This window comes from Pseudomonas sp. GW822-FHT02D10 (assembly GCF_058802345.1).
The window spans coordinates 139,416-163,257 of sequence record NZ_JBXAOB010000001.1; the positions used below are offsets into that span (position 1 = coordinate 139,416).

Consider the following 23,842-nt stretch of genomic DNA (forward strand, 5'->3'; position numbering starts at 1 on the left):
GACAAATGACTGAATCAATCCAGAGGAAAAGCTTATGCCTGTTGTACGTGTAACCTGGTTCGACGATAAAGACCAGGATGCCAAGAAGCACGTTGCCGCAGAGATCACTCAAACGCTGATAAAACATACCGGGGTTGATCCCAAGTGGGTCTACGTTCTTTTTGAGGATGTCCCTGCCAGCAATTGGGCCGTAGCGGGGGAATTATTCGAGTCGGAAAAGTAGATCATGCGTCGACAGGCTACATAAGATAAGGACAGCTATCCCTCTACTCAAGGCTAGGGAAGCATCCGATTCGTGGCGGAGACCCCTAGCGCTGAGGCAGGTGATTTAGGACGTGGATGGCGCCGTTGGTGGGATCTCCGTCAGCGAGCATCTGTTTAAGGCGTTCACGTTCTTCAGTTCCAGGTAGTACACCAGAAGTCGTCGCCTCCATCACCGGGATTCCTTCTGCGTTAAGTATCCTGACTTCGGCTTTTGCGTGACCGCGTTCATCTACTTCAGTGATGAGCCAGTGACAGGTGATCTGTTCTTCCGCGTATACCGGTCGTTTAAACTCGAAACTCATTCCTGTTGCTAGCCATCCTATTTGCCCCCCAATCTCGGTGAGGAGGCTGGCTGTCAGCAGGCCATGAGCAATAGGCGCCTTGAACTTGCGCAGATCCGCGTAGCGTGCGTCGCAGTGAACCGGGTTGTAGTCGCGAGAAATCTGAGCGAATTGACGAATATCGTCCTCGGAAAAACAGCGGACTATCGTGAACCGGTCTCCGACCTCAAGACCTTCGGCAGCACGTTCTCTTGGACTTTTCATCACAACTCCTTGGAAGGTGAGGGGAGGCACCTAAAAAGTATGTTCAGGGCCTGGAAATGTTCCTGCATTCACCTCAAGCGCAAAGTCCCTCGCTGCCGTGTGAAGTACCGATCGAAGATCTGCGTACTGTTTGACGAATCGCGGCAGACATCCGCTGCGTAGCCCGGCCATGTCCTGCCAGACCAGCACCTGGGCATCGCATTGGTTACCTGCTCCAATCCCGACAGTCGGGATTGAAATGGCTTCAGAGATCGCTCGACCCACATCACCGGGCACCATCTCAATCAAAACAGCAAAGGCACCGGCGGCCTCAAGCGCTTTGGCTGCGTCTATCAAGCGCTGCGCATCTTCGCCCCGACCTTGGACACGGTAGCCTCCCAGTTGATGTTCCATCTGTGGGGTGAAGCCAATGTGCGCCATGACGGGTATGCCTGAACTCACGAGTTTCTCGACCTGAGGCAGCATTTCGATACCACCCTCGAGTTTGACCGCATGCGCTCCAGCTTCTTTCATGAAACGTACGGCTGTGTGGAAGCACTGCTCCGCCGAGGCCTGATAAGAGCCGAATGGAAGATCAGCAATTACCAGTGCTCGTTGTGTCGAACGGCTTACTGCACGAACCAGAGGGATCAGTTCGTCAACGGTAATGGATAACGTGGATTCATTACCGTAGACATTGTTGGACGCAGAGTCGCCGACTAGCAGGACGGGTATTCCGGCTTCTTCGAAAATAGCTGCGCTGTACATGTCATACGCGGTGAGCATCGCCCATTTCTGCCCCTCTACTTTCATCTGTTTCAGATGCGGAATCCGGATTCGTGGCGCCTTGGAGACTTGTGGAGCACCGCCATATGGTGAAGGTTGATCGGTCATGGTGTTTGCCTCGTTTAGAAAATGGATCAACCCAGCACCTGCTCGGTGAGCAGAACGACCGCGATGATGATCATAGCCGCGCCGGAGAAACGGCTGACGAAACGAGCCGCGACTGGACGCGCTTGCAGCACCACCTGCGAGCCAAATCCGACCAGCAGATAGATCACGCCGCAACTGACCGTGTGGATGAGCCCCAGGGCAATCATCTGCATCGGAACAGGCCAGGCAGCGGTGGCGTCGGTGAACTGAGGCAACAGCGCCAGGAACAGCAGGAATACCTTCGGATTCAGCCCGCTTACACAAAGCCCCTTGATCGCCCAGTGCTTCCAGGAACTCGACGCCTGAACATCATCAGAATGTGGTGTAGCGGGGTGGGCAAGCATATTTAGACCTAACCAAAGCAAATAACCTGCCCCGGCAACGGTCAGCACGGCCAAGGCAGTGGGGTGGTTGGCCACCAGCGTGCCGACACCACCGGCAACGATCATGGTTGCGATCAAATGGCCGGACAAGAGTCCGCCCACGGCAGGTATGACGACTCGGCCCTTTAGGCCCGCTGAAATCGCATAGGCCCAATCTGCGCCCGGCGTGATGACGAATAGAATCGACACGGCCCAAAAGGCAACAAAAACGCTCAAGGTCATGGTGCTGCCCACCTCAGTTGCTGGCATATCGCTCGTTGCATCGTCTCGCTCCAATAATTACTGATACGAGGAAGAATAATGAAATCTTGTTAGAATTTACTTCCAAAGATAATCATCGGATTGCTGCAGATGGGGAGATTCTTCTAAATGGACAGAATTGATCGCAAGATTCTTTCTGAACTGCAAAAGGACGGTCGCCTTTCGGTCACCGAACTCGCCGAACGCGTGGGGCTGAGCCTTTCCCCTTGCCATCGACGGGTGCGGGCACTGGAAGAGTCGGGTGTGTTGCTCGGTTATCGCGCACAACTTGATCCAGGCGCATTGGGCCTTAACTTTTCCGCCATGGTATTTGCCACATTGCGTGAAGGTGACAGGCAAGCGGTTGAGGCTTTCGAGAGGGCGCTGGTTGATATCCCGCAAGTGGTCGACGCTCAACGATTATTTGGCGAGCCGGACTACCTGTTGCACGTCATTACTCAGGATTTACCTGCGTTTCAAAGGCTCTATGATGAGAGCCTTTCAACGCTGCCCAACGTGCAACGTCTGACCTCAACGCTTGTCATGAAACGGGTCGTTCAGGACAGACCTCTTCCTTTGTGATCGGGGCCAGAGTGTCAGGATTGGCTGGCCGCCTTTTGAGCGAGTTTCAGTGAGATCAGAAGAGAAACGGTCAGCAGGCCAGCGATGAAAAGTCCAACGCCGAGCCAGTGAGCACGCTGCCAGAACATCCCTCCCCAAGTACCCACAACGCTGGCTCCTATGTAGAAGAAAATCTGATAAAGGGACGTAGCTTGTCCTTTTGCAGTCTTCGCACATCGACCGATCCAGCTACTGGCAACAGCATGAGAACCAAAAAAACCGAAGGTGAAAATCACTGTGCCAATGACGAGTGAGTAGAGATTATTCACTAGCGTGAGCACTACGCCGATCAATGTCAGGAGAATGATCTTCCAGAACACTTTTGGTCGTCCGACTCGGTCTGCCAAAGAGCCAATTTTGGCCGAGCTGTAGAGGCCTGTCAGGTACACAAAAGACAACAGACTGACTGTCTGCTGGCTGAGAAAGAACGGGCCTTGGAGTAGGTGATAACCGATGTAGTTGAAAAAGGTTACCAGGCTGCCCATCAGCAAGAATGCTTGAAGGAAAAGGAGGCGCAATGCCGAATTTTGGAAGTGGAGAAGAAACCCTCCCACTAAATTTTTCGTGTTGATCGCGCGCGGAGTGAAATGCCTGGACTCCGGCAAATAGCGCCAGAAAAGTACTGCGGCAAACACACCAACTATGCCTATCGCACCCACCGCGATGCGCCATGATCCGTACTCCAGAATCAGGCCACTGAACAGGCGTCCTGACATACCTCCAATCGCACTGCCGCCAATGTATAAGCCGATCGCGACGCCTATGTTGCGAGGATGTATCTCCTCACTCAGGTAGGTCACAGCAAGCGCCGTTATGCCGCTAAGCGACAACCCGAGGAGCGCACGCATCACTAGCAAGCTTTGCCAGTTTGGCATCATCGATTCCAGGATCGTGCATAGCGCAGCCCCCATCAATGCGACCACCATCACACGCTTTCGACCTAAGGCATCTGAAATTGGGCCAGTAAAAAGGAGGCCAATTGCCAAGGTAATGGTTGAAACAGACAAGATGAGACTGCTCTGGACTGCACTGATTGAAAAAGCCTCTGACAGAGCAGGCATCATCGGTTGAACGCAATAAAGCAGAGCAAAACTGGAAAACCCACCCGCTAGAAGTGCCCATGAGGTTTTACGAAACTCAGGGGTTCCTGTCTCGATGTATCCCGAGGCAGCTGGTAAGTCAGATGGCACTTGGTTTTGCTGGTGGGAGGAGGAGGGGATGAGTACTTTCGAGACAGCTGTCACGTTCAATTCCGCTAGGTAACCGAGGATGCATCGCATAGCGAGCCGGACGATGCCGGCTCGCGCAGGAGTTAGTAGATAACCGACTCAACGATGGGCTGATTGTCACGTATGCGCTCATAACCTAAGGGCGACAGATCCAGAGTCTGGTATTTGCCGTGAACGATCAGTTCAGCCACTCCGCGGCCAGTTGCGGGGGAGTGCATGACTCCATGGCCGGAGAAACCGGTTGCGAATACGAAGTTGGTGATTTGGTCGTGTGCGCCAACGACGCCGTTATGATCCAGCAGATTCATTTCATAGTGACCTGCCCACGACCGTTGCAGACGAATCTGTTCCATTTCAGGGATGCGGTGTGCCAAAAGTGGCCACAGTGTTTCTTCGAGCAAATGATGGCTCGGCTCGAAGTCGCCCTCGGCATGTACGTCCACTGGTTCCTCCAGAGCAATACCAGCAATGAATCCATCGCCTTCCGGACGAATCCACGCACCCGAATTATCAAAGAGCATTGGAAAGCCTTCGGTCGGCACCGGTGTTTTGATGTGAAAGACGGTTCGCTTACGGGGCTCTACTGGAAGGTCAATCCCCAGCCAGCTTGCGACTTTTCCGCTTGCCGGCCCAGCGGCGTTGACGCACCAGGCACATGGCAAACTGGTTCCGTCGGAGAGTTGAACGGATTCGACTTTGCCATCGCTCTGGGTGATGCTGCAGGCTTCACCTTGTACATATTCAACGCCAAGTTTTTTGGCTTCACGGCGAACCAATTGCAGTAGCGCCCAAGCGTCAAACCAGCCTTCGTTGGCGGCTCCATAGGTCGCGATTCCAAGGTCTTCGGCGTTGATCCAGGGGAAGCGCTCTTTGGTTTGTTCAGGGGTCAGAATATCAACCGTGGCGCCATGTTCGCGTTGCATCAAAGCTGTGGTGCGTTGCACGTCGGCTCCATCTGGCGAACCGAGCATGAGATACCCACGCTCCTCAAAACCAATGTCGGCATCTTCACCAAACCACTTCTTGATGTCTTTGAAAACTCCTGCACTGAACAGGCTCATATTGATGTTGAATGGGCAGCCGAATTGGGTGCGGATCGAGGACGCGGATAGCGCAGTGGAAGAGAACTGATAGGTGCTATCGCGCTCGATAACTTTGATCGAACCTTTATGGCCCTCACGTCGCAGGAAGTAAGCGACGAAGCTGCCGATGATGGCGCCGCCGATGATGACAACTGAATCGGTTGGGTGGGTCACGGGGAAATCCTCAAGTAGCGAACTCGGCACAGTCTGCTGTAACCGGGTAGCGGTGGCTTGTGATTTACTCCGTGGATTTTTACGGCTTTCTGCATAGTCATTTTTGCCCGCGCGATCTAGGATTGTCACGTTGAGTTAACGCAGGTTCCTCCTCAGCTTGTATGTTTACTAGCATTTCTTGAGCATGTTCGGTGCGCGCTTGGTAGATGATGCCCCCATGGGGTGCGGTATCCTTGGCGGGCTTCTAGCGGGAGGTTGCACAATGAGATACCTTGATTTTCCCCTATGCCTCTGGCTAGGCTGGTGTAAGGTAAATCCCAGTAAGTGTTGGATCGGATGCAAACATGTTCAGGTGTGATGATTTGCTACGTAGCGTCGACGAAAACCTGCCATTGCTGGAGCAGGTGTTTGATCGACTCCCTGATGTGATGTTTTTCGTCAAAGACAGTCAAGCACGCTATGTAATGGTCAATCAGGCGATCGTTGATCAGGCAGGAATGCGTAGCAAGCAGCAGGTTATAGGCTTAACCGCCGATGAGCTTTTTCCTGGTACAGGTCACAACACGTTGGCTCAGGATATGAGCGTGATCAACGACGGGAAAAAAATCGTGGATCTGCTTCGTTTGTATTTCTCTGCTGACGGAAGGAAGCAATGGTGTCTCAGCTCTAAATTCCAATTCAAGGATCCGGTGACGGGGAATTTTGGCCTGGTCGGGATATCGCGAATTTTGCCTAGACCGGATGAGAAAAAAAGTAGCTATAAAAGACTGATGGATTTCATACGAATTCTGGAAACAGATAGCGATCAAAAACTGCTTATTTCGGATGTTGCCCAGAGCGTCAATCTGTCCGTTGATACGCTGGAGCGTTTAACGAAAGAGATCTTCCAGCTTACGCCCAAGCAGATGCTCATCCGGATTCGTATAGACAAGGCCTGTCGATTGTTGGAGGAGTCGCAAGCCAGTATCACCGACATCGCTGGCGAGTGCGGCTATGCTGATCACAGCGCATTTTCTCGTCAGTTCAAAGCCGCAACGCACTTCACCCCTCAGCAGTACCGACTGAGCCTTCAGGCTCAGTAACTCCTCGCTTATCCGACTTTTTTCATTTGGACGCTGCTGTATCCAGGTGGGGAATTTCGCGCCCGCTTGCCCGCATGCTATGCAAAAAACCGCATCGAATCGGCTGTGTTAGTGCAAGCCAGTTCCCGCATGTTGTCGGCAGAATGAGCACACATGCCAGGGCCGGCACCCATATGAAGATCAATAAAATAAGCCCTTGATGTTGGCGGGCGGCTTCCCAGAGTTTGCCAACTTTCTTCTGCTGATCCCTTAAAGACCTTCTTTTTCAGTCGCGTTGTGCAGTTTGCGGTTTGGAGCTGAGGGTCGCAATAGAGCTGTTCTACCTTGGAGCGAGCGATATGAGTGGTAAAGCGAAACCGTTTTTGGTGAGTACAACCTTGGCAGCTGCGTTAGTCAGTGGTGTCGTTCATGCTGATGTGGTGATCGGTGTGGCAGGGCCTTTTACGGGCACCTATGCAGCTTACGGGGATCAGGTTTGGCGCGGGGCACAGGCTGCCGCTGACGTCATAAATAAAGATGGTGGTGTCAATGGCGACAAGATTCGCCTCGTGAAGGGCGACGATGCTTGTGACCCAAAGCAAGCTGTGGCTGTTGCGAACCGGCTGATCGAATCAGACAAAGTGGTCGCAGTGGTCGGTCACTTCTGTTCGTCCTCGGTTATTCCGACGAATGAGATTTACGCTGATGCTGGAGTCATCACCATTAGTCCGGCAGCAACCAACCCCAAAGTGACTGAGCGTGGGTTGCCGACAGTTTTCCGTAACTGTGGACGTGACGATCAGCAGGGCATTGTCGCAGGCGATTACATCGTTGATGTCCTTAAAGCCAAGCGAGTCGTGATTATTCATGACAAGGACACATACGGTCAGGGCCTGGCCGACGCAACAAAGGTTGAGCTCAACAAAAAGGGTGTAAAGGAAGTGCTTTACGAGGGACTGACCCGTGGAGAGAAAGACTTCAATGCCCTCGTTACTAAAATTCGAGCGACCGATCCTGAAGTGGTTTATTTCGGTGGTTTGCACCCAGAGGCTGGCCCGCTTGTACGGCAGCTGCGTGAGCAGGGTGTGACAGCGAAATTCATTTCTGGCGATGGCATCGTGACTGATGAGCTAGTCAGCGCCGCCGGGGGGGCTCAGTACGTCAACGGCGTGATGATGACGTTCGGGGCTGATCCGCGTAACAACCCTGCTGGCAAATCGGTTGTTGAAAAATTCCGAGCCAATGGGTACGAGCCTGAAGGCTACACCCTGTATTCCTATTCTTCGGTTCAAGCATTAGCGGCAGCGTTCAATGCGACCAAAAGCACCAACGGTGAGAAGGCTTCTGCTTGGTTGAAGAGCCATCCGGTACCTACTGCGATTGGTAATAAAGAGTGGGATAAAAACGGTGATCTGAAGGTTTCCGATTATGTGATGTACCAGTGGGGCCCCGACGGCAAATACAAGCAACTTTGACCGGGTGCTCACTTGCCTCGACCCGTTAACGGGTCGAGCGCAGGGTGCGTGTTTCTCAATTCACTGACGGAATTCTAATCGTGGACGGCATCTTTCTTCAGCAGATGGTGAATGGCCTGACGCTTGGCTCTGTGTATGGGCTGATTGCGATCGGATACACCATGGTCTACGGCATTATCGGGATGATCAACTTCGCCCATGGCGATGTGTATATGGTCTCTGCGTATTTGGCCGCTATCGGGTTGGCAGTATTTTCTTTTTTTGGCGTCCAGTCGTTTCCCTTCCTCATTCTAGGCACTCTGGTTTTCACAATCGTGGTCACCGGTGTTTATGGCTTGGTGATTGAGCGCGTGGCCTATAAACCGCTGCGTAACTCGACCCGATTGGCACCGTTGATCAGTGCCATAGGCATGTCTCTGATCCTGCAGAACTATGTGCAAATCAGCCAGGGCGCGCATCAGCAGGGCGTGCCTACCTTGCTTGAAGGATCGATGAGGTTTTCGATCGGCACCGGCTTTGTTCAGCTTACCTACACCAAGATTTTCATCCTGATTGCAGCTTTCGTCGGCATGGCGATCCTCACGTGGCTGATCAAGTGCACGAAGCTTGGACGGATGTGTCGCGCCGTGCAGCAAGACCGAAAAATGGCCTCGATTCTGGGGATCAATACGGATCGGGTTATTTCTTACGTGTTCATCATTGGCGCTGCCATGGCCGCTTTGGCAGGTGTTCTGATCACGATGAACTACGGCACGTTTGATTTTTATGCAGGTTTCATCATCGGCATAAAGGCATTCACAGCAGCAGTACTCGGTGGGATTGGGTCGTTACCAGGGGCCATGTTTGGTGGTTTGATTTTGGGTGTTGCTGAATCGCAATTCGCCGGGATGGTTAACAGCGATTACAAGGACGTTTTTAGCTTCGCGCTGCTGGTACTCATCCTGATCCTGAGACCACAAGGCCTGCTTGGCCGCCCCCTAGTTACAAAGGTGTGAGCATGTCTTCCATAACCCTGAATAAAGCACTAGGGAATGAAGCGCATCGCTTCAAATCCTACGATATCAAAAAAAGCCTTATCGAGACGTTGGTCGCTGGCCTCTTGGCGTTGATCGTTTTTGGCCCAGTTGTGGGTGTTGTTCTGGACGGTTACAGCTTCAACTGGCAACCCGCACGAGTAGCGTGGATGACAGCGATTGTCATGGCTGGACGTTTTGCGTTGAGCCTGTTTCTACAAACTCAAACAGGGCAGCGGTTATCCCATCGCTTCACTCACGCCGACAGTGGTGTGCATGTCCTAAAGCCTGATCACAGATCACGCCTGCTCTGGATCATGCCACTGGTGGTGCTCGCCGCTCTGATCTTTCCTGCCTTCGCTGACAAGTACCTGATTACCGTGGTCATCCTTGGTCTGATCTACGTGCTTCTGGGGCTTGGCCTGAACATCGTGGTCGGTCTGGCCGGTCTTTTGGATTTGGGTTATGTCGGCTTTTATGCGATCGGGGCTTATGGCCTGGCATTGGGATATCAGTACCTGGGGCTCGGGTTCTGGTCTGTGTTGCCACTGGCCGCGATTGCTGCCGGGTTCGCCGGTTGCCTATTGGGCTTTCCAGTGTTGCGGCTGCATGGCGACTATCTGGCCATTGTGACCTTGGGCTTCGGTGAAATCATTCGACTGGTGCTCAACAACTGGCTGTCCTTCACTGGCGGCCCTAACGGCTTGCCGGTGCCCGCACCTACATTCATGGGCATAGAGTTCGGCAGGCAGGCGAAAGGGGGGGGAATACCGATCCACCAATTGCTGGGCATGGATTACAACCCCAACCTCAAATTCATCTTCATTTATGTCGTGCTGTTTTTGGTGGTGCTGGCTGTGCTGTACATCAAACATCGCCTGACCCGCATGCCGATCGGTCGCGCATGGGAGGCCTTGCGTGAAGATGAAATCGCCTGCCGCTCTATGGGTCTGAATCACGTCCTGGTCAAGCTCTCGGCGTTCGCCATTGGTGCCTCGACTGCAGGTCTGGCCGGGGTGTTCTTTGCCAGCTATCAAGGCTTCGTCAACCCGACCTCGTTCACCTTCTTTGAGTCTGCGCTGATTCTCGCCATCGTCGTACTCGGCGGCATGGGCTCAACTGTGGGTGTTGTGATCGCCGCATTTGTGCTGACTGTCGCGCCGGAGATGCTACGCAGCTTCGCAGAGTACCGCGTGCTGCTGTTCGGCGTTTTGATGGTGCTGATGATGATGTGGCGCCCACGTGGCCTGATCCGTGTCAGCCGTACCGGTGTACGTCCACGCAAGGGCGTGATGGCCAAAGTAGGGGGCGCGTCATGAGCAACGAAATCGTTCTGTCTGTTGAAAACCTGGTGATGCACTTCGGTGGCATCAAAGCCCTGAGCGACGTTAGCCTGCAGGTGCGCCGTAATTCTATTTTTGCCTTGATTGGCCCTAACGGTGCGGGCAAGACCACCGTGTTCAACTGCCTGACCGGTTTCTACAAGGCAACAGGCGGGCGTATAGAACTTAATGCTCGCGGCAAGAAGACCAATGTAATTCAGTTGCTTGGTGAACAATTTCTCCCCACCGACTTCATCTCGCCAAACCGCTTCGCCAGACGTCTGTTCTACAAGATGTTCGGCGGTACGCACCTGGTGAACCGTGCAGGGCTTGCACGGACATTCCAGAACATTCGTCTGTTCAAGGAGATGTCCGTTATCGAGAACCTTTTGGTCGCCCAGCACATGTGGGTCAACCGCAGCATGGTTGCCGGGATCCTCAACACCAAGGGTTACCGCAAGGCTGAGGAGGACGCCATGAACACCGCTTTCTACTGGCTGGAAGTGGTCGATCTGGTGGATTGCGCCAACCGCCTGGCCGGGGAGCTTTCCTATGGTCAGCAACGCCGGCTGGAAATCGCCCGCGCCATGTGCACCCGTCCGCAGGTGATATGCCTGGACGAACCAGCTGCCGGTCTAAACCCACAGGAAACCGAAGCGCTGAGCGGGATGATTCGCTACCTACGCGACGACCATGACATGACCATCGTGCTGATCGAGCATGACATGGGCATGGTCATGGGGATTTCTGACGATATCGTCGTGCTCGACCACGGCAATGTAATCGCCAAGGGAAAGCCGGAACAGATCCGCAACGATCCGAAAGTGATTGCTGCGTATCTGGGCGCAGATGAGGAGGAGTTGGTATGAGAAAGCCGATCCTCGAACTAAAAGAGATTGACGTGTACTACGGGCCGATTCAGGCGCTGAAGAAAGTCTCGCTGGAAGTTAACGAAGGCGAAACTGTCAGCCTGATCGGTTCCAACGGAGCGGGTAAGTCCACACTGCTGATGTCGATCTTCGGTCAGCCGCGTGCAGCTTACGGGCAGATCATCTTTCAAGGCACCGAGATCACCCACAAGTCGTCGCACTACATTGCCTCTAACGGCATTGCGCAGTCGCCGGAAGGTCGCCGTGTGTTCCCCGATATGTCGGTGGAAGAGAACTTGATGATGGGCACCATCCCGATCGGGGACAAACACGCCAGCGAAGACATGCAGCGCATGTTCGAACTGTTCCCACGCCTCAAGGAGCGCAGGAACCAGCGTGCGATGACGATGTCCGGCGGCGAACAGCAAATGCTGGCCATTGCACGTGCCCTGATGAGCCGTCCCAAGCTGTTGCTGCTGGATGAGCCAAGCCTGGGGCTGGCACCAATCGTCGTTAAACAGATTTTCTCCACTCTGCGTGAGCTTGCGGCAACCGGGATGACGATCTTCCTGGTGGAGCAGAACGCCAACCACGCCCTGAAGCTGTCGGATCGTGCCTACGTAATGGTCAACGGTGAGATTCGTCTCACAGGCACCGGCCACGAGCTACTGACCAACGATGAAGTTCGCAACGCATACCTGGGAGGCCACTGACCATGTCGTTCCAACTCGTTAATGAGTTTGTTGATGTGCCTGCCTAAAAAACTTCGAAATAAGTTTTCTATTATCCAAAGTGAACGGGAGTACCTATGAAACATGCTAACAAGGTCGCACTGGTAACGGGTGCTGCTCAGGGTTTGGGTTTGGCTTGTGCCGAGCGCTTTTTGGCTGACGGCGCCAAGGTGGTATTGGTCGATGTGCAAGAGGATAAAGTTCGTGCACAGGCCGAGCGCCTGGGTGAAAACGCAACGTGGTATGCCGCTGATCTGAGCGATATTTCCTCAGCCATGGCCAAGGCCATTGTAGCGAAGGCAGTGGATCATTTTGGCTCGCTGGATATCGTCGTAAACAACGCCGGAATTATCATCACCGCGGACTTCGTTGATTACCCCGAAGACGCCTTTGATAAAACTCAGCGCGTTAACCTGAAGTCTCCTTTTTTGATCGGCCAGGCTGCCGCCCGCGTCATGATCGAAAAGGGGATCAAAGGTTCGATCATCAACATGTCGTCTATCAATGCAGTGCTCGCCAACCCTACCGCGGTTGCGTACGCAGTTTCGAAAGGTGGAATCAAGCAACTGACAGCCGTTATGGCCGTTGGTTTGATCTCGCATGGAATCCGGGTCAATGCCATCGGCCCAGGAACGATTGCGACCGATCTGGTGATGAACTCGGTAATGGCCAGCCCTGCACAGCGGCACACCGTATTGTCTCGCACTCCAATCGCACGCGTAGGTCAAGCGTCAGAGGTGGCCAGTGTTGCGTCATTCCTGGCGAGTGAGGACGCGTCTTACATTGTTGGTCAAACAATCTATCCAGATGGCGGTCGCCTCATCCTCAACTACACCGTTCCTGTTAACGAGTGAGTCGTTGATATGTCCTCTCTCGATCCCTTGCCAAAAATCTGCATTGCGGGCAGCCAAGGTCTATTTCTTGATGCCACTTCAGCTGGATTCAGTGAGCCAGTACAACAGCGTGTGCTAGCGACGGCGAACCTGATGACTCAATTGCCGGGTGTGCGTGAAGTTGTGCCAGGAATGAACAATTTGCTGGTCGTTTACTCACCCGCGGACACTTCAGTCGGTGCACTCACGGAGCAGCTTTTTCACGCTTGGTCGCATGTGACTGTGAATGAGCAAGTGGGACGAGAGATCGACGTACCGGTTATCTATGGTGGTCATCAGGGTGAGGATTTAGCTGTCATCGCCGAGCTAGCGAAGATGGACGTCCTAACTTTCATACGGCTGCACAGCGAGGCGCTTTATCAGGTTGCCTGTGTCGGCGCGATGCCGGGATTCCCATACTTATCTGGATTGAACCCTAAGCTCGCAACCCCCCGCCGCTCAGTTCCGCGGATGCGGCTGGAGGAGGGCGCGATCATTATTGGTGGTACCCAGGCGGGGATCATGCCGTGCTCGGCCCCTTCCGGTTGGCACGTCATTGGTCGAACAGAACTGAAACTATTCGACCAGCAGCGTGAGTCTCCATCGTTCTTGCAACCAGGTGATCGCATTCGCTTCAGCATCGCTGGAATTGAATCATGATCGAAATTCTATCTACTGGCGCCTTGAACTCTGTTCAGGATTTAGGGCGTAAGGGTTACCTCAATATTGGGGTTGGCCAATCGGGTGCTATGGACAGGCTGGCGTTAAGCACTGCCAACATCATGGTGGGTAATCCAGCTGATTACGCGGGTCTGGAGATTGTCCTTTTTCCGATGCGTCTGAGGTTCGTAACGGACTGTCGTTTTGCGATGACCGGTGCAGACGCTCCAACTCTCTTGGATGACCTCGAGTTACCACCCAATTGGGCGTGTAATGGCAAAGCTGGCCAGATATTGATTATTCACGCCCCGCGTCGAGGCGCGCGCGTTTACTTGGCCTTTGCAGGAGGCATCGATGTTCCGGTGCTAATGGGCTCACGCGCGACGGACTTGAAGAGTGGTTTTGGAGGTTTTCAGGGGCGTGGCCTTATCCGTGGCGACCAACTTACGATGAATCCTCCCCGAGCGAAAAGTCCCGGAAGCTACGGACTCTCTGGTGTTCGTGAGATGCCGTCATTGACTACAGAAACCGTCATCCGTGTATTGCCTGCTGCGCAGTATGAGGATTTCAAGGACGAGGCCCGTGAGCGTTTTTTTTCTGAGCTCTGGCAGGTGACCCAGGAAACCAATCGCATGGGCATGCGACTTAGCGGTGCGGAGCTCAAGTTACGCAGCCCGCTGGAACTTTTATCGCATGGAATTCTTCCCGGCACGATTCAAGTACCTCCTTCTGGCCAGCCCATTATTCAGATGGCGGAGGCCAATACGTGTGGTGGCTACCCAAAAATTGCCAACGTCATCGACGCGGACTTGTCGCTGCTCGCTCAAGCGCCGGTCGGCAGCAAACTGCGATTTCTGGAGATTGACCTGGCTGAAGCTATCGAAGCACAGAAGCAGCTGGATCATGAACTCAATACGCTGGAACGGACGTTGGGCCTGACCCTTTGACTGGCCGGCAGGCCCACTTTTTTATGAGAATATTTTCATGTCACAGCACTCATTGACGGTCGATTTGAACTCGGACATGGGCGAAGGTTTTGGCGCATATACGATGGGCGATGATGAAGCCATCTTGAACATCGTCAGTTCTGCCAATATCGCTTGCGGCTTTCATGGTGGCGACCCTGACATCATGGCTGCTACCTACGCATTGGCAAAAGATCGTGGAGTTGCCGTGGGCGCACATCCCGGCTTTCCCGACCTGTGGGGTTTTGGCCGTCGCAATATTCCATTCTCAGTATCAGAAATTGAGCGGTTAGTGGCGTACCAGATCGGTGCCTCGCAAGCTATGGCGAGTTTTTCCGGGCATACGCTCACGCACGTCAAGGCTCATGGCGCACTCGGAAATCTGACGCAAACTGATCCGGACGTCGCTGCCGCAGTATGCCGCGCTATCCATGCTGTAGACCCTTCTTTGATCTGTCTGGTTATTGCCCTGGGACACCAGGCGCGCATTGCTTCCGAAATGGGCCTTGAAGTGCGCTCGGAGATTTTTGCCGATCGTGCTTATACCGAAGAAGGGCATCTCGTCTCACGCAAATTGCCTGGTGCAGTAATCCACGACCCTAACGAAGCTGCAGATCGGGTTGTACGAATGGTGCGTGCTCAAGGTATCGAAACCCTATCGGGCAAGATCATTCCATGCCCCATCGATTCAATTTGTGTCCATAGCGATACACCGGCTGCTGTCGCAATCGCCGCCCATGTGCGAAGCACTCTGGAAACCCAAAACGTTGTCATTGCCAGTTTCGTTTGAGCGTTAAGCGAATGACTGACGGTATCGTCAAAGCGAGAAGAGATATGAACATAGAGTTTATCGAGCGCCTGATCGAAATTGTCGAACGCTCGAAAGTAGCGGAGCTGGAATACAGCGAGGGAGACTGTCGCATCCGCCTCGGCTTGCACGGTCTGACCGAAGGCGTTCCCGCACAGCGTGGGCTGGTTACCGCCAACATCACTCCTGCTGGCATGTCGACCCAAGATGACTCAAAAGAAACTCCATCCGTGTCATCAGATAAGTCAGGCTATTCAGTGTCCTCCAGTTTGGTAGGAATTTTCTATCGCTCCCCTTCACCAGACAAACCGCCCTTTGTTGAGGTGGGGGATGTTGTCGAGGAAGGGCAGACGCTGGCAATCGTTGAGGCCATGAAGATGCTCAATCCCATTGAGGCTGATCGTAGTGGTCGCGTTGTGGCAATCCTTAAAAATGACGGCGAGATGATTGAAGCCGGCAGCCCTTTGTTCACAATCGAGGCGATGGACGATCATGAGTAAGCCGCTATTTGACAGTGTACTTATCGCAAACCGCGGTGAAATTGCGTTACGTGTATTGCGAGCTGCCAGGGACATAGGATTGCGAACTATCGCAGTGCACTCTCAAGCTGATGCAGGTCTGCGCCATGTGGCATTGGCTGACCAAGCCATTTGCATCGGCCCGGCTGCGGCAAGCGAAAGTTATCTGAACTCCAAGCGCCTGCTTCAAGCTGCGAAGCTGACAGACGCCGGGGCTATCCACCCGGGCTATGGCTTCCTGGCTGAAAATGCAGGATTTGCTGCCGACATCGAAGCAGCAGGACTCGTTTTTGTTGGGCCCAGCTCTGCATCCATCCGCCTGATGGGCGATAAGGTTTCGGCCAAGCAAGCGATGCTGGAAGCAGGTGTTCCATGTGTCCCGGGCTCACCAGGTGCACTGCTTGATGATGCTGAGCAGGTTCGCCACATTGCTGAGACGTGTGGATATCCGCTCATTGTAAAAGCATCTGGAGGCGGTGGAGGGCGCGGTATGCGCATTGTCCGCACGCCGGCTGAGCTGAATGAGTCGGTGGCCATGACGCGTGAGGAGGCCGGGCGAGCCTTTGGTAATCCTGAGGTGTATCTGGAAAAGTTTCTAGAGCATCCCCGCCATATCGAAATCCAGATTCTGGCTGACAATTTTGGCAACGCCGTATGGCTTGGCGAGCGCGACTGCTCGATGCAACGGCGCCATCAGAAAATTATCGAAGAGTCCCCGGCACCAGGCGTCGATAGAGAGGCTATTGAATTCATCGGCGAGCGCTGTGTGAAGGCGTGCCAACTGATTGGTTACAGGGGCGCCGGCACATTCGAATTCCTCTATGAGAACGGTGAGTTCTTTTTCATCGAGATGAACACCCGAGTTCAAGTTGAACATCCTGTTACCGAGTTGGTAACAGGGGTAGATATCGTGCGCGAGCAACTGCTGATCGCTCAAGGCTTCCCGCTGTCGATCAATCAAAGCCAAGTCATCCTTCGGGGCCATGCTGTCGAATGCAGGATTAATGCTGAAGATCCGTTCAGTTTTGTCCCGGCCCCAGGGACTGTGAAGTCTTGGCTACCACCTGGAGGGCCAGGTATTCGCATTGATAGTCACCTGTATTCGGGCTATCAGGTACCTCCCCACTATGACTCGCTCGTCGCCAAGTTTCTCGCGCATGGTGCCACCCGAGAGGAAGCCATCAACCGTATGGCTGGTGCTTTGGGAGAGGCGCAGCTCACTGGCATAAAACACAATATCCCGCTGCATCAACGCCTGATGAGCGAACCAGGTTTCGTTCAAGGGGGATTCGATATTCACCATCTAGAACGCTATCTCGATCAGGATAAGGAGACGTCGCAATGAGCCCCGAATTCATCGAAAAGGTTGTGGTTCTGCTTCAAAAGCATTCTCTGAGAGCGTTTGAATTTGAGCAGGCGGGTGCCTGTTTAAGCCTCAAGTTCGACGCCAAGGCGAACGCTGCATCACCCACTGATCACCTTGAGAAAGTAGGGGAGGAGCCTTGCAAAATTATCCACTCGCCGTCCATGGGCGTCCTGCATCTCGCTCATCCTCAGCGAGATGAGCCGTTTGTAAAGGTCGGGAGTGAGATCAAGGAAGGTCAGATCGTTGCCTTTCTGCAGAACGACGAGCTGCTGGAGGAAGTTAAAGCAAATTGTTCAGGAGTTCTGGTCGCGGCTATTGCTCATGAAGGGCAAGTCATTGGCTTCGCGCAGCCCCTATTTGAACTCCGTTAACTCAAGGTTTTTATCCATATGCACCAGGCAAATGCGGTAACAACTGAGGTGGGCTCTGATCAGCTCATTGTGAACGCTGCTATTGATCTGATTATGGAGGGCGGCTTTTCTGCAATGTCGATGCGCAGTTTGGCTAGGAAGGCGGGCATGCAGGCCGGCAGCCTGTACTACCATTTTCCTAGCAAGATCGATGTGCTCGAAGAGGTGCTGGATTCCTTGCTACAGCAGCGTCTAAACGACTGGCTGACCATCAAGCCAAAACGCGCCAGCGCGTTAACGCAGCTCAATGCCTTCATCTCGTTCCATGTGGGTCGCGTATTGCGAAACGCTAGAGAGGAAGACTTGGTAATGCTCGAGCTCAAAAATCTAAAAGGGGCCCAGCGCGCGACGGTCGTTGCTCAAGATGAGCGGTACCGCAAGGAGCTTATCGCGATTATCAAGCGAGGCGTCTCAACTGGCATTTTCAATGTTTCAGATGTCGATATTGCCGCTCGGGCTCTGATGGGATTGTTGGCCGGCGGAGCAACTTTTATAGCTGATTCCGAATCACTTGCTGTACAGACACTTACCGAACTGTCCCGACGTTTGCTGGGTATTCAAAATAGTCAGAGGCTTAACAAATGAAACTGGATGATCTCTCCAGGGAAGATCTTTCACAGCTGCATGCGCGCGCGCAGAATGATTACATTCGCCTCTGCGAGTTGAAATTGTCGATTAGCATGGCTCGCGGGGTTCCCAGTAGCGAGCAGCTCGAACTCTCGAATAAGTTGCTAGAGCTGCCAGGGATTGGGGATTACCTCGCAGAGGACGGTACGGATTGCCGAAACTACATGGGGCAACAGGGTATCCCTGAAGCTCGTAGGCTGTTTGCACCAGTGCTGGGAGTGCCTGAAAGCCAGGTAGTGGTCAGCGGCAACTCAAGCCTTGCGCTTATGTATGACTGTCTGTCGTTCGCCATGCGCGGCGGAGTACCCGGATCTATACGGCCGTGGCAGCAAGAAAAGGAGTCGGTGGCCTTTCTTTGCCCTGTGCCGGGATACGATCGTCACTTCACGCTCTGTGAAGCTTTCGGCATTCGCTTGATCCCTGTTGCGATGCTGGACGATGGCCCGGACATGAATGAAGTCCGCGCCCTGGTTGCCCAAGATACCTCCATCCGAGGGATGTGGTGCGTCCCGAAGTACAGCAACCCAACGGGTACTGTTTACAGTGATTTGGTTATTGAAGCGCTCGCTTCAATGCCTACGGCTGCGCCGGACTTTCGCTTGTTTTGGGATGATGCCTACAGCGTGCATCACCTAACCAACGAGGATATCCAGATTGAAAACGTCCATGAAGCTTGCACGAGAAATGGCTATCCAGATCGTGCGCTTGTCTTTGCCTCGACTTCCAAAGTCACCCAGGCTGGGGCTGGACTGGCCATGCTTGGCAGCTCGGAGGCCAATATTAAATGGTGGTTGAAACATGCCTCCGTGCGCAGCGTCGGGCCCGACAAAATAAATCAGCTGCGCCATGTCCGGTTCTTGCGTGACTTGAGTGGCCTCAAGGCGCTAATGGATGGCCATAGGGCTCTTCTCAAACCTCGTTTTGACGCGGTGCTCGAAATCCTGGAAGCGAAGCTCGGCCAACACGCTTTTGCGCAGTGGAGTACGCCCAAGGGCGGGTATTTCATTAGCGTGAATGCTTACCCCGGAACCGCGAAACATGTTGTGGCACTGGCTAAAGCAGCGGGCGTTCAATTGACAGACGCGGGCGCGTGCTTCCCCTATGGCATCGATCCTCTGGATCGGCAATTGCGCATAGCACCTTCATCACCTGCCGTTGACGCACTGCGGACAGCTTCGGAAGTCATTTGTGCGTCGATGTTGTTGGCCGCTTGTGAACAAAAGCTGGCTTAACCGTTGCAATTGTTGAGCGGGCTCTTAGGCGCGGTGCCACCTGTGCGGCCAACCTTGCGGTGAAAAGGAAAACTCGGACTATGCAAAAAACCGCAGAAACTGGTCGAGGATCATCAAGACACTGAACCCTTTGCGACCTAAAGTTGACCACAGCAGATTCGTTTCGGCTGTTTTTTAAGCCTCCTTTTTTCAGATCCAGAGTGGTACCTAATGAAAGCTCTCATCGTTTATGCACACCCGGAGCAGGCATCGTTCAACGCATCGCTAAAAAACACAGCGGTGGAAACGTTGACCCGCCTAGGTCATGAAGTTGTCGTCAGCGACCTCTACGCAATGGGGTGGAATCCAGTGCTGTCGGCAGCAGATTTTGCTGACCGCGAGAATGCGGAGTTCCTGGATCTCTCTCGTGAGCAGGAGCACGCATTTGCTCAGAATGCCCAAAGTGCTGACGTTGTTCGTGAGCAACAGAAAGTCGCAGAGGCTGACCTTGTCTTGTTCCACTTTCCAGTGTGGTGGTTCTCCATGCCTTCGATCCTGAAGGGCTGGTGCGATCGCGTGTTCAGTCGTGGTTTTGCCTATGCTGCCGGCCGCAAATACGACTCGGGCCTGTTCAAAGGCAAGAAGGCAATGCTGTGCCTGACGACAGGGACTGCGTCGACACTCTATGAGCCCAACGGCATTGATGGGGATTTGCTGCATGTACTTTGGCCAATTCACAACGGCCTTCTGGCATATACCGGCTTCTCTGTCCTGCCGCCATTTGCGGCATGGATGCCAGGCCGTGTGACTGCTGAGGAGCGAGTGGCTTACCTCGCTGGCTATGCGGAGCGTCTAGCGACGTTGGAAAGTGCTGAACCCTTGTTCATGCACCCGTGGAGTGACTATGACGAAACTCAGCGTCTTAAACCAGGAGTAGAAGCTAAATCCGGTGTGCAATGGAATCCGCTGATCGGTCAAAGCTTTGTCGAATCCGCTGATGCCTTTGCAAAAAAACAGGTGAAGTGATGAGCGACACAAGCATCTTCAAAACTCTTCATCATGTCTGCGTAATTGTTCGCGACATGGACAAGGCTGTCGCTTACTACGAGTCTCTCGGAATAGGCCCTTGGAATCAATTTCCTTCATTGGAAGCTTTCAAAGGGGAGTTGCTTGCTCCGAATGCCGAAGACTTTGTGAAGCTGCACTACAAATATGCCAATCTCGAAAATTTCCAGCTTCAATTATGTGCGCCGCCCGAAGGAAACACTCTTCAACGTCGTTTCCTTGAGGAACGAGGTGAGGGAGTGTTCCATCTAGGGTTCACAGTTCCAGACTGCGATGTTGCGGAATCCGAGGCATTTGCTGTCGGGCTGACACCGATTCTTCGCGGTCGCTTGCCTAACAGAAATGGCTTTACCTACTTTGACTCCGCCGAGCATGGTTCAGGGGTGACACTCCAAGTTCGCGCCGTTAAGTAGCATCAAATTTTATTGAACACTAGCGAGATCTAAAACATCTCGCGAAGGAGGCCTGTCGTGGAAAATAAAGCGAAACTAAGTTGTCTGGTTGAGCGTTTCTTGTCAGCTTTCAGGTTGCCCGAAGGCTTGTATATCGATGTACCTGTAATTTATTAAGCAACGTTATTTTGCTGCCGCAATTCGCGGTGGCTGCATGCTTTTTCTTGCCAAAAATAACAACTGGAGTTGAGCAGACGTGACGATAAATTGGCCAGAGCAAATATTTGCCGAGTTTAAAAAGCTGGATGTAAAGCAAGTTGTGTATGTTCCGGATGCCGGACACAGCAAGTTGATCCAGATGTGTGATGCTGATCCGGAAATTCACTCCGTTTCACTGACTACAGAAGAAGAGGGTGTTGCTCAGTTGGGTGGTGCCTGGGCGGGAGGGCAGCGTGGCGTTCTTCTGGTTCAGTCAAGCGGTGTAGGTAACTGCATCAACATGCTTTCCTTGCAGCATGAAACCCGTATGCCACTCTTCATGATTGTTACCATGAGAGGAGAATGGGGCGAGTTCAACCCATGGCAGGTCGCTATGGGTAAGTCTACTCAAGAAGTTTTGGAAGCGTCTGGTGTGTATGTATACCGCGCCGATTCTGCCGAAGAGGTCGAGGCGACAGTCAGCGCCGGCGCACGCTTCGCTTACCAGACCGGCCGTATGGTTGCAGTCCTGATTGGGCAGCGCGTCATCGGCACCAAAAACTTTAATAAGTGAGTGTGATCATGCAGGCTATTCAGAAGATTAAACCGACTCTTAATCGCCGTGAAGTCGTGGCCCGGATCCTACAAGATCGAGGTGATGCACTAGCTGTTACCAGTCTCGGCAACCCCACTTTCGACGTTGCTGCTGCAGGCGACTGCGCCCAGAATTTTTACCTGTGGGGGGCAATGGGTGGAGCAGTGATGTTCGGCATGGGGATAGCTCTGGCTCAGCCGACCAAACGTGTCATTGTATTTGTCGGCGACGGCGAAATGATGATGGGCCTTGGTTCGTTGGCTACAGTTGCGTGCCATCGCCCTGACAACCTCAGCATTGTCGTAATTGACAACGAGCACTACGCAGAAACTGGCATGCAGCCAGCCCACGCGGGGCGCGGTGTCAGTATCAACGCTGTCGCTACTGCCGTGGGCTTTAGCCAAAGCATTCTCGTGCACGACCAGGAGGGTCTTGAGAAGGCAATCGACACACTTTATAGCCACCAGGGCCCGGTTACGCTGTGTGTGAAGGTTACGACGGATCCAGCACCGACAGCATTGCCACCTCGCGATGGCCCTTACCTGAGAAGTCGTTTCAGAGAGGCCCTTATGGGAAGCGCCAGTCACGTTTGATGATCGGCGTACTTGGAACCTTCAATACATTGATGGCGTGCCTGCGCTATCAATGTATTTGCTTCAAATCTGGTGAGTCATTCAATTTTTGCTTTGTTGTAACCGATTAAAAAGGGAGGCCGTGGGCGCCCTTATTGGCGCTGGGTCGAATTGTAACTGCTTCTCGGGTGGAGACAATAATGATAAAAAAATTCTGGTGTATACGTTTCAAGTGCTGGTGTATCGACATTGTTGAGCGCTTGGGAGAACTTCCAACCTTCTGAAGTAATATTTGTCCGCGACATCGACCTCCAATGATCGCGGATATTTTTTTGGGGGCAGCACTTTACAATGCTGACGCCAAATTTTCTTGCGCCGTATTTTTAATCGTTGTGCTGCGGTATTGCTGTGGGGTGCAATGTAACGTTGCCTTGAACTGCCGGCTAAATGCACTGTGATCCGAATACCCGCACTCGGTGGCTATGTCGGTAATACTCGTCTCGCTATGCTCGAGCATGTCGCATGCCTTTTCGATCCTTGCCTTCATCAATATCTGCTTTGGCGACAATTGAAAAACCTCACGGGTTAATCGCTGCAAAGTATCCATTGAGAGGTCAACCTCTCTGGCAATATCAGCAATCAGCTGCGGCTGGCCAAGGTTTTCTTTAACCAGCCTAGAGAACTCCATTAGACGCTTATAGCCCAGATGCTTCTCATCAGGTCGTGCAAGCATTCGAGATATCCCGACCAGTCCAGTGGCCTGGTCGCTACCATCAACAATTCCGAATTTTGAACTCAGACACCACTGTCGATGACCATCGGCAGAGCGAAAAAGTCGCAAAGCGTCAATTATCTCTTTTCTTGTGTGGATGACACTCAGATCTTGAGCGACGATGCTCGAACTCGTAATTGGAAACAAATCGTCCGCTGTCAGGCCGATGACATCCTGTTTTGTTCGTTTCCCGCTATACCGAACGAGAGTCTGATTAACCACGACGTATCGACCTAACGTATCCTTGACATAAAACATCAAGTCAGGCATGCGATCAAAGAGCTTGTCCATCAAGGAGAGATCTCTGTCGATCCAATGTAGCAAATCTTTACTGTCGATCATTTAAAACGCCGCTCTAGTAAGAAGCCAAGGTGTTAGTTTTCTCGCAATGCATGAGATTAATTTGTGCAGGCGCTGGCTGCTGTGCTAAATGCCGCAAAATATCACGGAGAGATCATACAGCGAATGAATATGGGTCGTTGTATGATTTATCAACGTTTGCGAAGGCTGATGACCATCTCAGTTACGATAGTAATGCTTGCTTTTATGAAGCTATCATCTTCGCTATGCACAACACGGCATGGTTGACGAGTAACTTTGAACTATTGGCTTGCGCTTGGTCAGCGCTTTTTACCGCTTGGTTAGCAAATACCAAGCGGTTTTTTTATGCGTCGAATTTGGTTGCTTAGGTGTGGCCAGGTGAGTTTCTGATGTGAGTGTCAGCAATGATTCAAACGCCCCACGTTTGGCACAAGTGGAAGGGGTGGTGTTAGGCACGTCAGTATCGCAATGTCGCAAAATTGCACGCCAATTGACCACCAGAAGTATTTCCGTTGACCAGGAATTTGCGTTTGTACTGACTTGCTACGATGCAATTTGGTTATGAGAGG

The 23,842-nt window shown here is 52.9% G+C and carries 27 protein-coding genes; 21 read left to right on the plus strand and 6 right to left on the minus strand.

Translation table 11 applies throughout. The features are described 5' to 3' along the window. The first annotated feature begins 34 nt into the window (after positions 1–34). Complete coding sequence (locus AC1RPZ_RS00660; protein WP_493133797.1) at positions 35–223, plus strand: tautomerase family protein; 189 nt, start codon at positions 35–37, stop codon at positions 221–223. An 85-nt stretch (positions 224–308) separates the two neighbouring features. Here AC1RPZ_RS00660 and AC1RPZ_RS00665 read toward each other — a convergent pair whose 3' ends face one another. From AC1RPZ_RS00665 to AC1RPZ_RS00675, 3 genes are read right to left on the minus strand one after another with little or no spacing between them, the layout of a single operon-like run. Then, positions 309–809 carry a MaoC family dehydratase gene (locus AC1RPZ_RS00665; protein WP_248795885.1) on the minus strand — a complete coding sequence of 167 codons (501 nt, stop codon included), beginning with the start codon at positions 807–809 and terminating at the stop codon, positions 309–311. 30 nt (positions 810–839) lie between these two features. After that, entirely contained in the window at positions 840–1,682 is an 843-nt protein-coding gene (gene panB / locus AC1RPZ_RS00670) for a 3-methyl-2-oxobutanoate hydroxymethyltransferase (protein WP_248795886.1), read from the minus strand. Between the two features lie 26 nt (positions 1,683–1,708). Continuing rightward, the gene (locus AC1RPZ_RS00675; RefSeq protein WP_248795887.1) at positions 1,709–2,326 is read right to left on the minus strand and encodes a LysE family translocator; all 618 of its coding nucleotides are present in this window, start codon (positions 2,324–2,326) and stop codon (positions 1,709–1,711) included. A gap of 147 nt (positions 2,327–2,473) precedes the next feature. Between AC1RPZ_RS00675 and AC1RPZ_RS00680 the strand changes: the two genes are divergently transcribed. After that, positions 2,474–2,926: an Lrp/AsnC family transcriptional regulator gene (locus tag AC1RPZ_RS00680; protein WP_008004522.1), complete on the plus strand. Its 453-nt coding sequence runs from the start codon at positions 2,474–2,476 to the stop codon at positions 2,924–2,926. A gap of 14 nt (positions 2,927–2,940) precedes the next feature. On the opposite strand, the gene AC1RPZ_RS00685 is transcribed toward AC1RPZ_RS00680, so the two are convergent. Then, positions 2,941–4,209 carry an MFS transporter gene (locus tag AC1RPZ_RS00685; RefSeq protein ID WP_493133800.1) on the minus strand — a complete coding sequence of 423 codons (1,269 nt, stop codon included), beginning with the start codon at positions 4,207–4,209 and terminating at the stop codon, positions 2,941–2,943. A 68-nt stretch (positions 4,210–4,277) separates the two neighbouring features. Beyond that, positions 4,278–5,450, minus strand: coding sequence for an NAD(P)/FAD-dependent oxidoreductase (locus tag AC1RPZ_RS00690; protein ID WP_493133802.1), 1,173 nt, complete (start codon positions 5,448–5,450; stop codon positions 4,278–4,280). A gap of 362 nt (positions 5,451–5,812) precedes the next feature. On the opposite strand from AC1RPZ_RS00690, the gene AC1RPZ_RS00695 reads away from it, so the two are divergent. The 19 genes from AC1RPZ_RS00695 to AC1RPZ_RS00785 all read left to right on the plus strand — a co-directional run bounded on the left by AC1RPZ_RS00695 (position 5,813) and on the right by AC1RPZ_RS00785 (position 22,201). Continuing rightward, a complete protein-coding gene (locus AC1RPZ_RS00695) occupies positions 5,813–6,532 on the plus strand; it encodes a helix-turn-helix domain-containing protein (protein ID WP_493133804.1) in 720 nt (239 codons plus the stop codon). A 338-nt stretch (positions 6,533–6,870) separates the two neighbouring features. Then, positions 6,871–7,986, plus strand: coding sequence for a branched-chain amino acid ABC transporter substrate-binding protein (locus AC1RPZ_RS00700; protein WP_493133806.1), 1,116 nt, complete (start codon positions 6,871–6,873; stop codon positions 7,984–7,986). 80 nt (positions 7,987–8,066) lie between these two features. Beyond that, complete coding sequence (locus AC1RPZ_RS00705; protein ID WP_493133808.1) at positions 8,067–8,981, plus strand: ABC transporter permease subunit; 915 nt, start codon at positions 8,067–8,069, stop codon at positions 8,979–8,981. Positions 8,982–8,983: 2 nt separating this feature from the next. Next, entirely contained in the window at positions 8,984–10,318 is a 1,335-nt protein-coding gene (gene livM, locus AC1RPZ_RS00710; protein ID WP_493133810.1) for a high-affinity branched-chain amino acid ABC transporter permease LivM, read from the plus strand. Further along, on the plus strand, positions 10,315–11,190 hold the full coding sequence (locus AC1RPZ_RS00715; RefSeq protein ID WP_493133812.1) for an ABC transporter ATP-binding protein: 876 nt from the start codon (positions 10,315–10,317) through the stop codon (positions 11,188–11,190). Before livM ends, AC1RPZ_RS00715 begins: the two co-directional genes overlap by 4 nt. Beyond that, the gene (locus AC1RPZ_RS00720; RefSeq protein WP_493133814.1) at positions 11,187–11,903 is read left to right on the plus strand and encodes an ABC transporter ATP-binding protein; all 717 of its coding nucleotides are present in this window, start codon (positions 11,187–11,189) and stop codon (positions 11,901–11,903) included. Before AC1RPZ_RS00715 ends, AC1RPZ_RS00720 begins: the two co-directional genes overlap by 4 nt. Before the next feature lie 95 nt (positions 11,904–11,998). Beyond that, complete coding sequence (locus tag AC1RPZ_RS00725; protein ID WP_123364314.1) at positions 11,999–12,775, plus strand: SDR family NAD(P)-dependent oxidoreductase; 777 nt, start codon at positions 11,999–12,001, stop codon at positions 12,773–12,775. Between the two features lie 9 nt (positions 12,776–12,784). Further along, a complete protein-coding gene (pxpB, locus tag AC1RPZ_RS00730; RefSeq protein WP_493133816.1) occupies positions 12,785–13,453 on the plus strand; it encodes a 5-oxoprolinase subunit PxpB in 669 nt (222 codons plus the stop codon). Continuing rightward, positions 13,450–14,400 (plus strand): 5-oxoprolinase subunit C family protein, encoded by a 951-nt coding sequence (locus AC1RPZ_RS00735; protein WP_493133818.1) that lies wholly within the window; start codon positions 13,450–13,452, stop codon positions 14,398–14,400. The genes pxpB and AC1RPZ_RS00735 overlap by 4 nt, the downstream gene beginning before the upstream one ends. A gap of 37 nt (positions 14,401–14,437) precedes the next feature. Further along, positions 14,438–15,208, plus strand: coding sequence for a LamB/YcsF family protein (locus tag AC1RPZ_RS00740; RefSeq protein WP_493133820.1), 771 nt, complete (start codon positions 14,438–14,440; stop codon positions 15,206–15,208). Between the two features lie 11 nt (positions 15,209–15,219). Then, positions 15,220–15,726: an acetyl-CoA carboxylase biotin carboxyl carrier protein gene (gene accB, locus AC1RPZ_RS00745; RefSeq protein WP_493133822.1), complete on the plus strand. Its 507-nt coding sequence runs from the start codon at positions 15,220–15,222 to the stop codon at positions 15,724–15,726. Next, positions 15,719–17,089, plus strand: a complete 1,371-nt coding sequence (accC, locus tag AC1RPZ_RS00750) for an acetyl-CoA carboxylase biotin carboxylase subunit (RefSeq protein ID WP_493133824.1) — start codon at positions 15,719–15,721, stop codon at positions 17,087–17,089. Before accB ends, accC begins: the two co-directional genes overlap by 8 nt. Then, entirely contained in the window at positions 17,086–17,481 is a 396-nt protein-coding gene (locus AC1RPZ_RS00755) for an acetyl-CoA carboxylase biotin carboxyl carrier protein (protein ID WP_493133826.1), read from the plus strand. The genes accC and AC1RPZ_RS00755 overlap by 4 nt, the downstream gene beginning before the upstream one ends. An 18-nt stretch (positions 17,482–17,499) precedes the next feature. Beyond that, positions 17,500–18,105 (plus strand): TetR/AcrR family transcriptional regulator, encoded by a 606-nt coding sequence (locus AC1RPZ_RS00760; RefSeq protein ID WP_493133828.1) that lies wholly within the window; start codon positions 17,500–17,502, stop codon positions 18,103–18,105. Beyond that, positions 18,102–19,379, plus strand: coding sequence for an aspartate aminotransferase type Ic (locus AC1RPZ_RS00765; RefSeq protein WP_493133830.1), 1,278 nt, complete (start codon positions 18,102–18,104; stop codon positions 19,377–19,379). Before AC1RPZ_RS00760 ends, AC1RPZ_RS00765 begins: the two co-directional genes overlap by 4 nt. 210 nt (positions 19,380–19,589) lie before the next feature. Then, entirely contained in the window at positions 19,590–20,384 is a 795-nt protein-coding gene (locus AC1RPZ_RS00770; protein ID WP_493133832.1) for an NAD(P)H-dependent oxidoreductase, read from the plus strand. Continuing rightward, positions 20,384–20,836 carry a VOC family protein gene (locus AC1RPZ_RS00775; RefSeq protein ID WP_493133834.1) on the plus strand — a complete coding sequence of 151 codons (453 nt, stop codon included), beginning with the start codon at positions 20,384–20,386 and terminating at the stop codon, positions 20,834–20,836. Before AC1RPZ_RS00770 ends, AC1RPZ_RS00775 begins: the two co-directional genes overlap by 1 nt. A 235-nt stretch (positions 20,837–21,071) precedes the next feature. Beyond that, complete coding sequence (locus tag AC1RPZ_RS00780) at positions 21,072–21,587, plus strand: thiamine pyrophosphate-binding protein (protein WP_415769031.1); 516 nt, start codon at positions 21,072–21,074, stop codon at positions 21,585–21,587. Positions 21,588–21,595: 8 nt separating this feature from the next. Next, positions 21,596–22,201, plus strand: coding sequence for a thiamine pyrophosphate-dependent enzyme (locus AC1RPZ_RS00785; RefSeq protein WP_493133836.1), 606 nt, complete (start codon positions 21,596–21,598; stop codon positions 22,199–22,201). 325 nt (positions 22,202–22,526) lie between these two features. Here AC1RPZ_RS00785 and AC1RPZ_RS00790 read toward each other — a convergent pair whose 3' ends face one another. After that, a complete protein-coding gene (locus tag AC1RPZ_RS00790) occupies positions 22,527–23,294 on the minus strand; it encodes a helix-turn-helix transcriptional regulator (RefSeq protein WP_493133838.1) in 768 nt (255 codons plus the stop codon). Between the last annotated feature and the right edge of the window lie 548 nt (positions 23,295–23,842).

Excerpts from the sequence above, each read along its gene's own strand:
- AC1RPZ_RS00660 (WP_493133797.1), top strand. The coding sequence starts at position 35 with ATGCCTGTTGTACGTGTAACCTGGTTCGACGATAAAGACCAGGATGCC.
- AC1RPZ_RS00665 (WP_248795885.1), bottom strand. The coding sequence starts at position 809 with ATGAAAAGTCCAAGAGAACGTGCTGCCGAAGGTCTTGAGGTCGGAGAC.
- panB (WP_248795886.1), bottom strand. The coding sequence starts at position 1,682 with ATGACCGATCAACCTTCACCATATGGCGGTGCTCCACAAGTCTCCAAG.
- AC1RPZ_RS00675 (WP_248795887.1), bottom strand. The coding sequence starts at position 2,326 with ATGACCTTGAGCGTTTTTGTTGCCTTTTGGGCCGTGTCGATTCTATTC.
- AC1RPZ_RS00680 (WP_008004522.1), top strand. The coding sequence starts at position 2,474 with ATGGACAGAATTGATCGCAAGATTCTTTCTGAACTGCAAAAGGACGGT.
- AC1RPZ_RS00700 (WP_493133806.1), top strand. The coding sequence starts at position 6,871 with ATGAGTGGTAAAGCGAAACCGTTTTTGGTGAGTACAACCTTGGCAGCT.
- livM (WP_493133810.1), top strand. The coding sequence starts at position 8,984 with ATGTCTTCCATAACCCTGAATAAAGCACTAGGGAATGAAGCGCATCGC.
- AC1RPZ_RS00715 (WP_493133812.1), top strand. The coding sequence starts at position 10,315 with ATGAGCAACGAAATCGTTCTGTCTGTTGAAAACCTGGTGATGCACTTC.
- AC1RPZ_RS00720 (WP_493133814.1), top strand. The coding sequence starts at position 11,187 with ATGAGAAAGCCGATCCTCGAACTAAAAGAGATTGACGTGTACTACGGG.
- AC1RPZ_RS00725 (WP_123364314.1), top strand. The coding sequence starts at position 11,999 with ATGAAACATGCTAACAAGGTCGCACTGGTAACGGGTGCTGCTCAGGGT.
- pxpB (WP_493133816.1), top strand. The coding sequence starts at position 12,785 with ATGTCCTCTCTCGATCCCTTGCCAAAAATCTGCATTGCGGGCAGCCAA.
- AC1RPZ_RS00735 (WP_493133818.1), top strand. The coding sequence starts at position 13,450 with ATGATCGAAATTCTATCTACTGGCGCCTTGAACTCTGTTCAGGATTTA.
- AC1RPZ_RS00740 (WP_493133820.1), top strand. The coding sequence starts at position 14,438 with ATGTCACAGCACTCATTGACGGTCGATTTGAACTCGGACATGGGCGAA.
- accB (WP_493133822.1), top strand. The coding sequence starts at position 15,220 with ATGACTGACGGTATCGTCAAAGCGAGAAGAGATATGAACATAGAGTTT.
- accC (WP_493133824.1), top strand. The coding sequence starts at position 15,719 with ATGAGTAAGCCGCTATTTGACAGTGTACTTATCGCAAACCGCGGTGAA.
- AC1RPZ_RS00755 (WP_493133826.1), top strand. The coding sequence starts at position 17,086 with ATGAGCCCCGAATTCATCGAAAAGGTTGTGGTTCTGCTTCAAAAGCAT.
- AC1RPZ_RS00760 (WP_493133828.1), top strand. The coding sequence starts at position 17,500 with ATGCACCAGGCAAATGCGGTAACAACTGAGGTGGGCTCTGATCAGCTC.
- AC1RPZ_RS00765 (WP_493133830.1), top strand. The coding sequence starts at position 18,102 with ATGAAACTGGATGATCTCTCCAGGGAAGATCTTTCACAGCTGCATGCG.
- AC1RPZ_RS00770 (WP_493133832.1), top strand. The coding sequence starts at position 19,590 with ATGAAAGCTCTCATCGTTTATGCACACCCGGAGCAGGCATCGTTCAAC.
- AC1RPZ_RS00775 (WP_493133834.1), top strand. The coding sequence starts at position 20,384 with ATGAGCGACACAAGCATCTTCAAAACTCTTCATCATGTCTGCGTAATT.
- AC1RPZ_RS00785 (WP_493133836.1), top strand. The coding sequence starts at position 21,596 with ATGCAGGCTATTCAGAAGATTAAACCGACTCTTAATCGCCGTGAAGTC.
- AC1RPZ_RS00790 (WP_493133838.1), bottom strand. The coding sequence starts at position 23,294 with ATGATCGACAGTAAAGATTTGCTACATTGGATCGACAGAGATCTCTCC.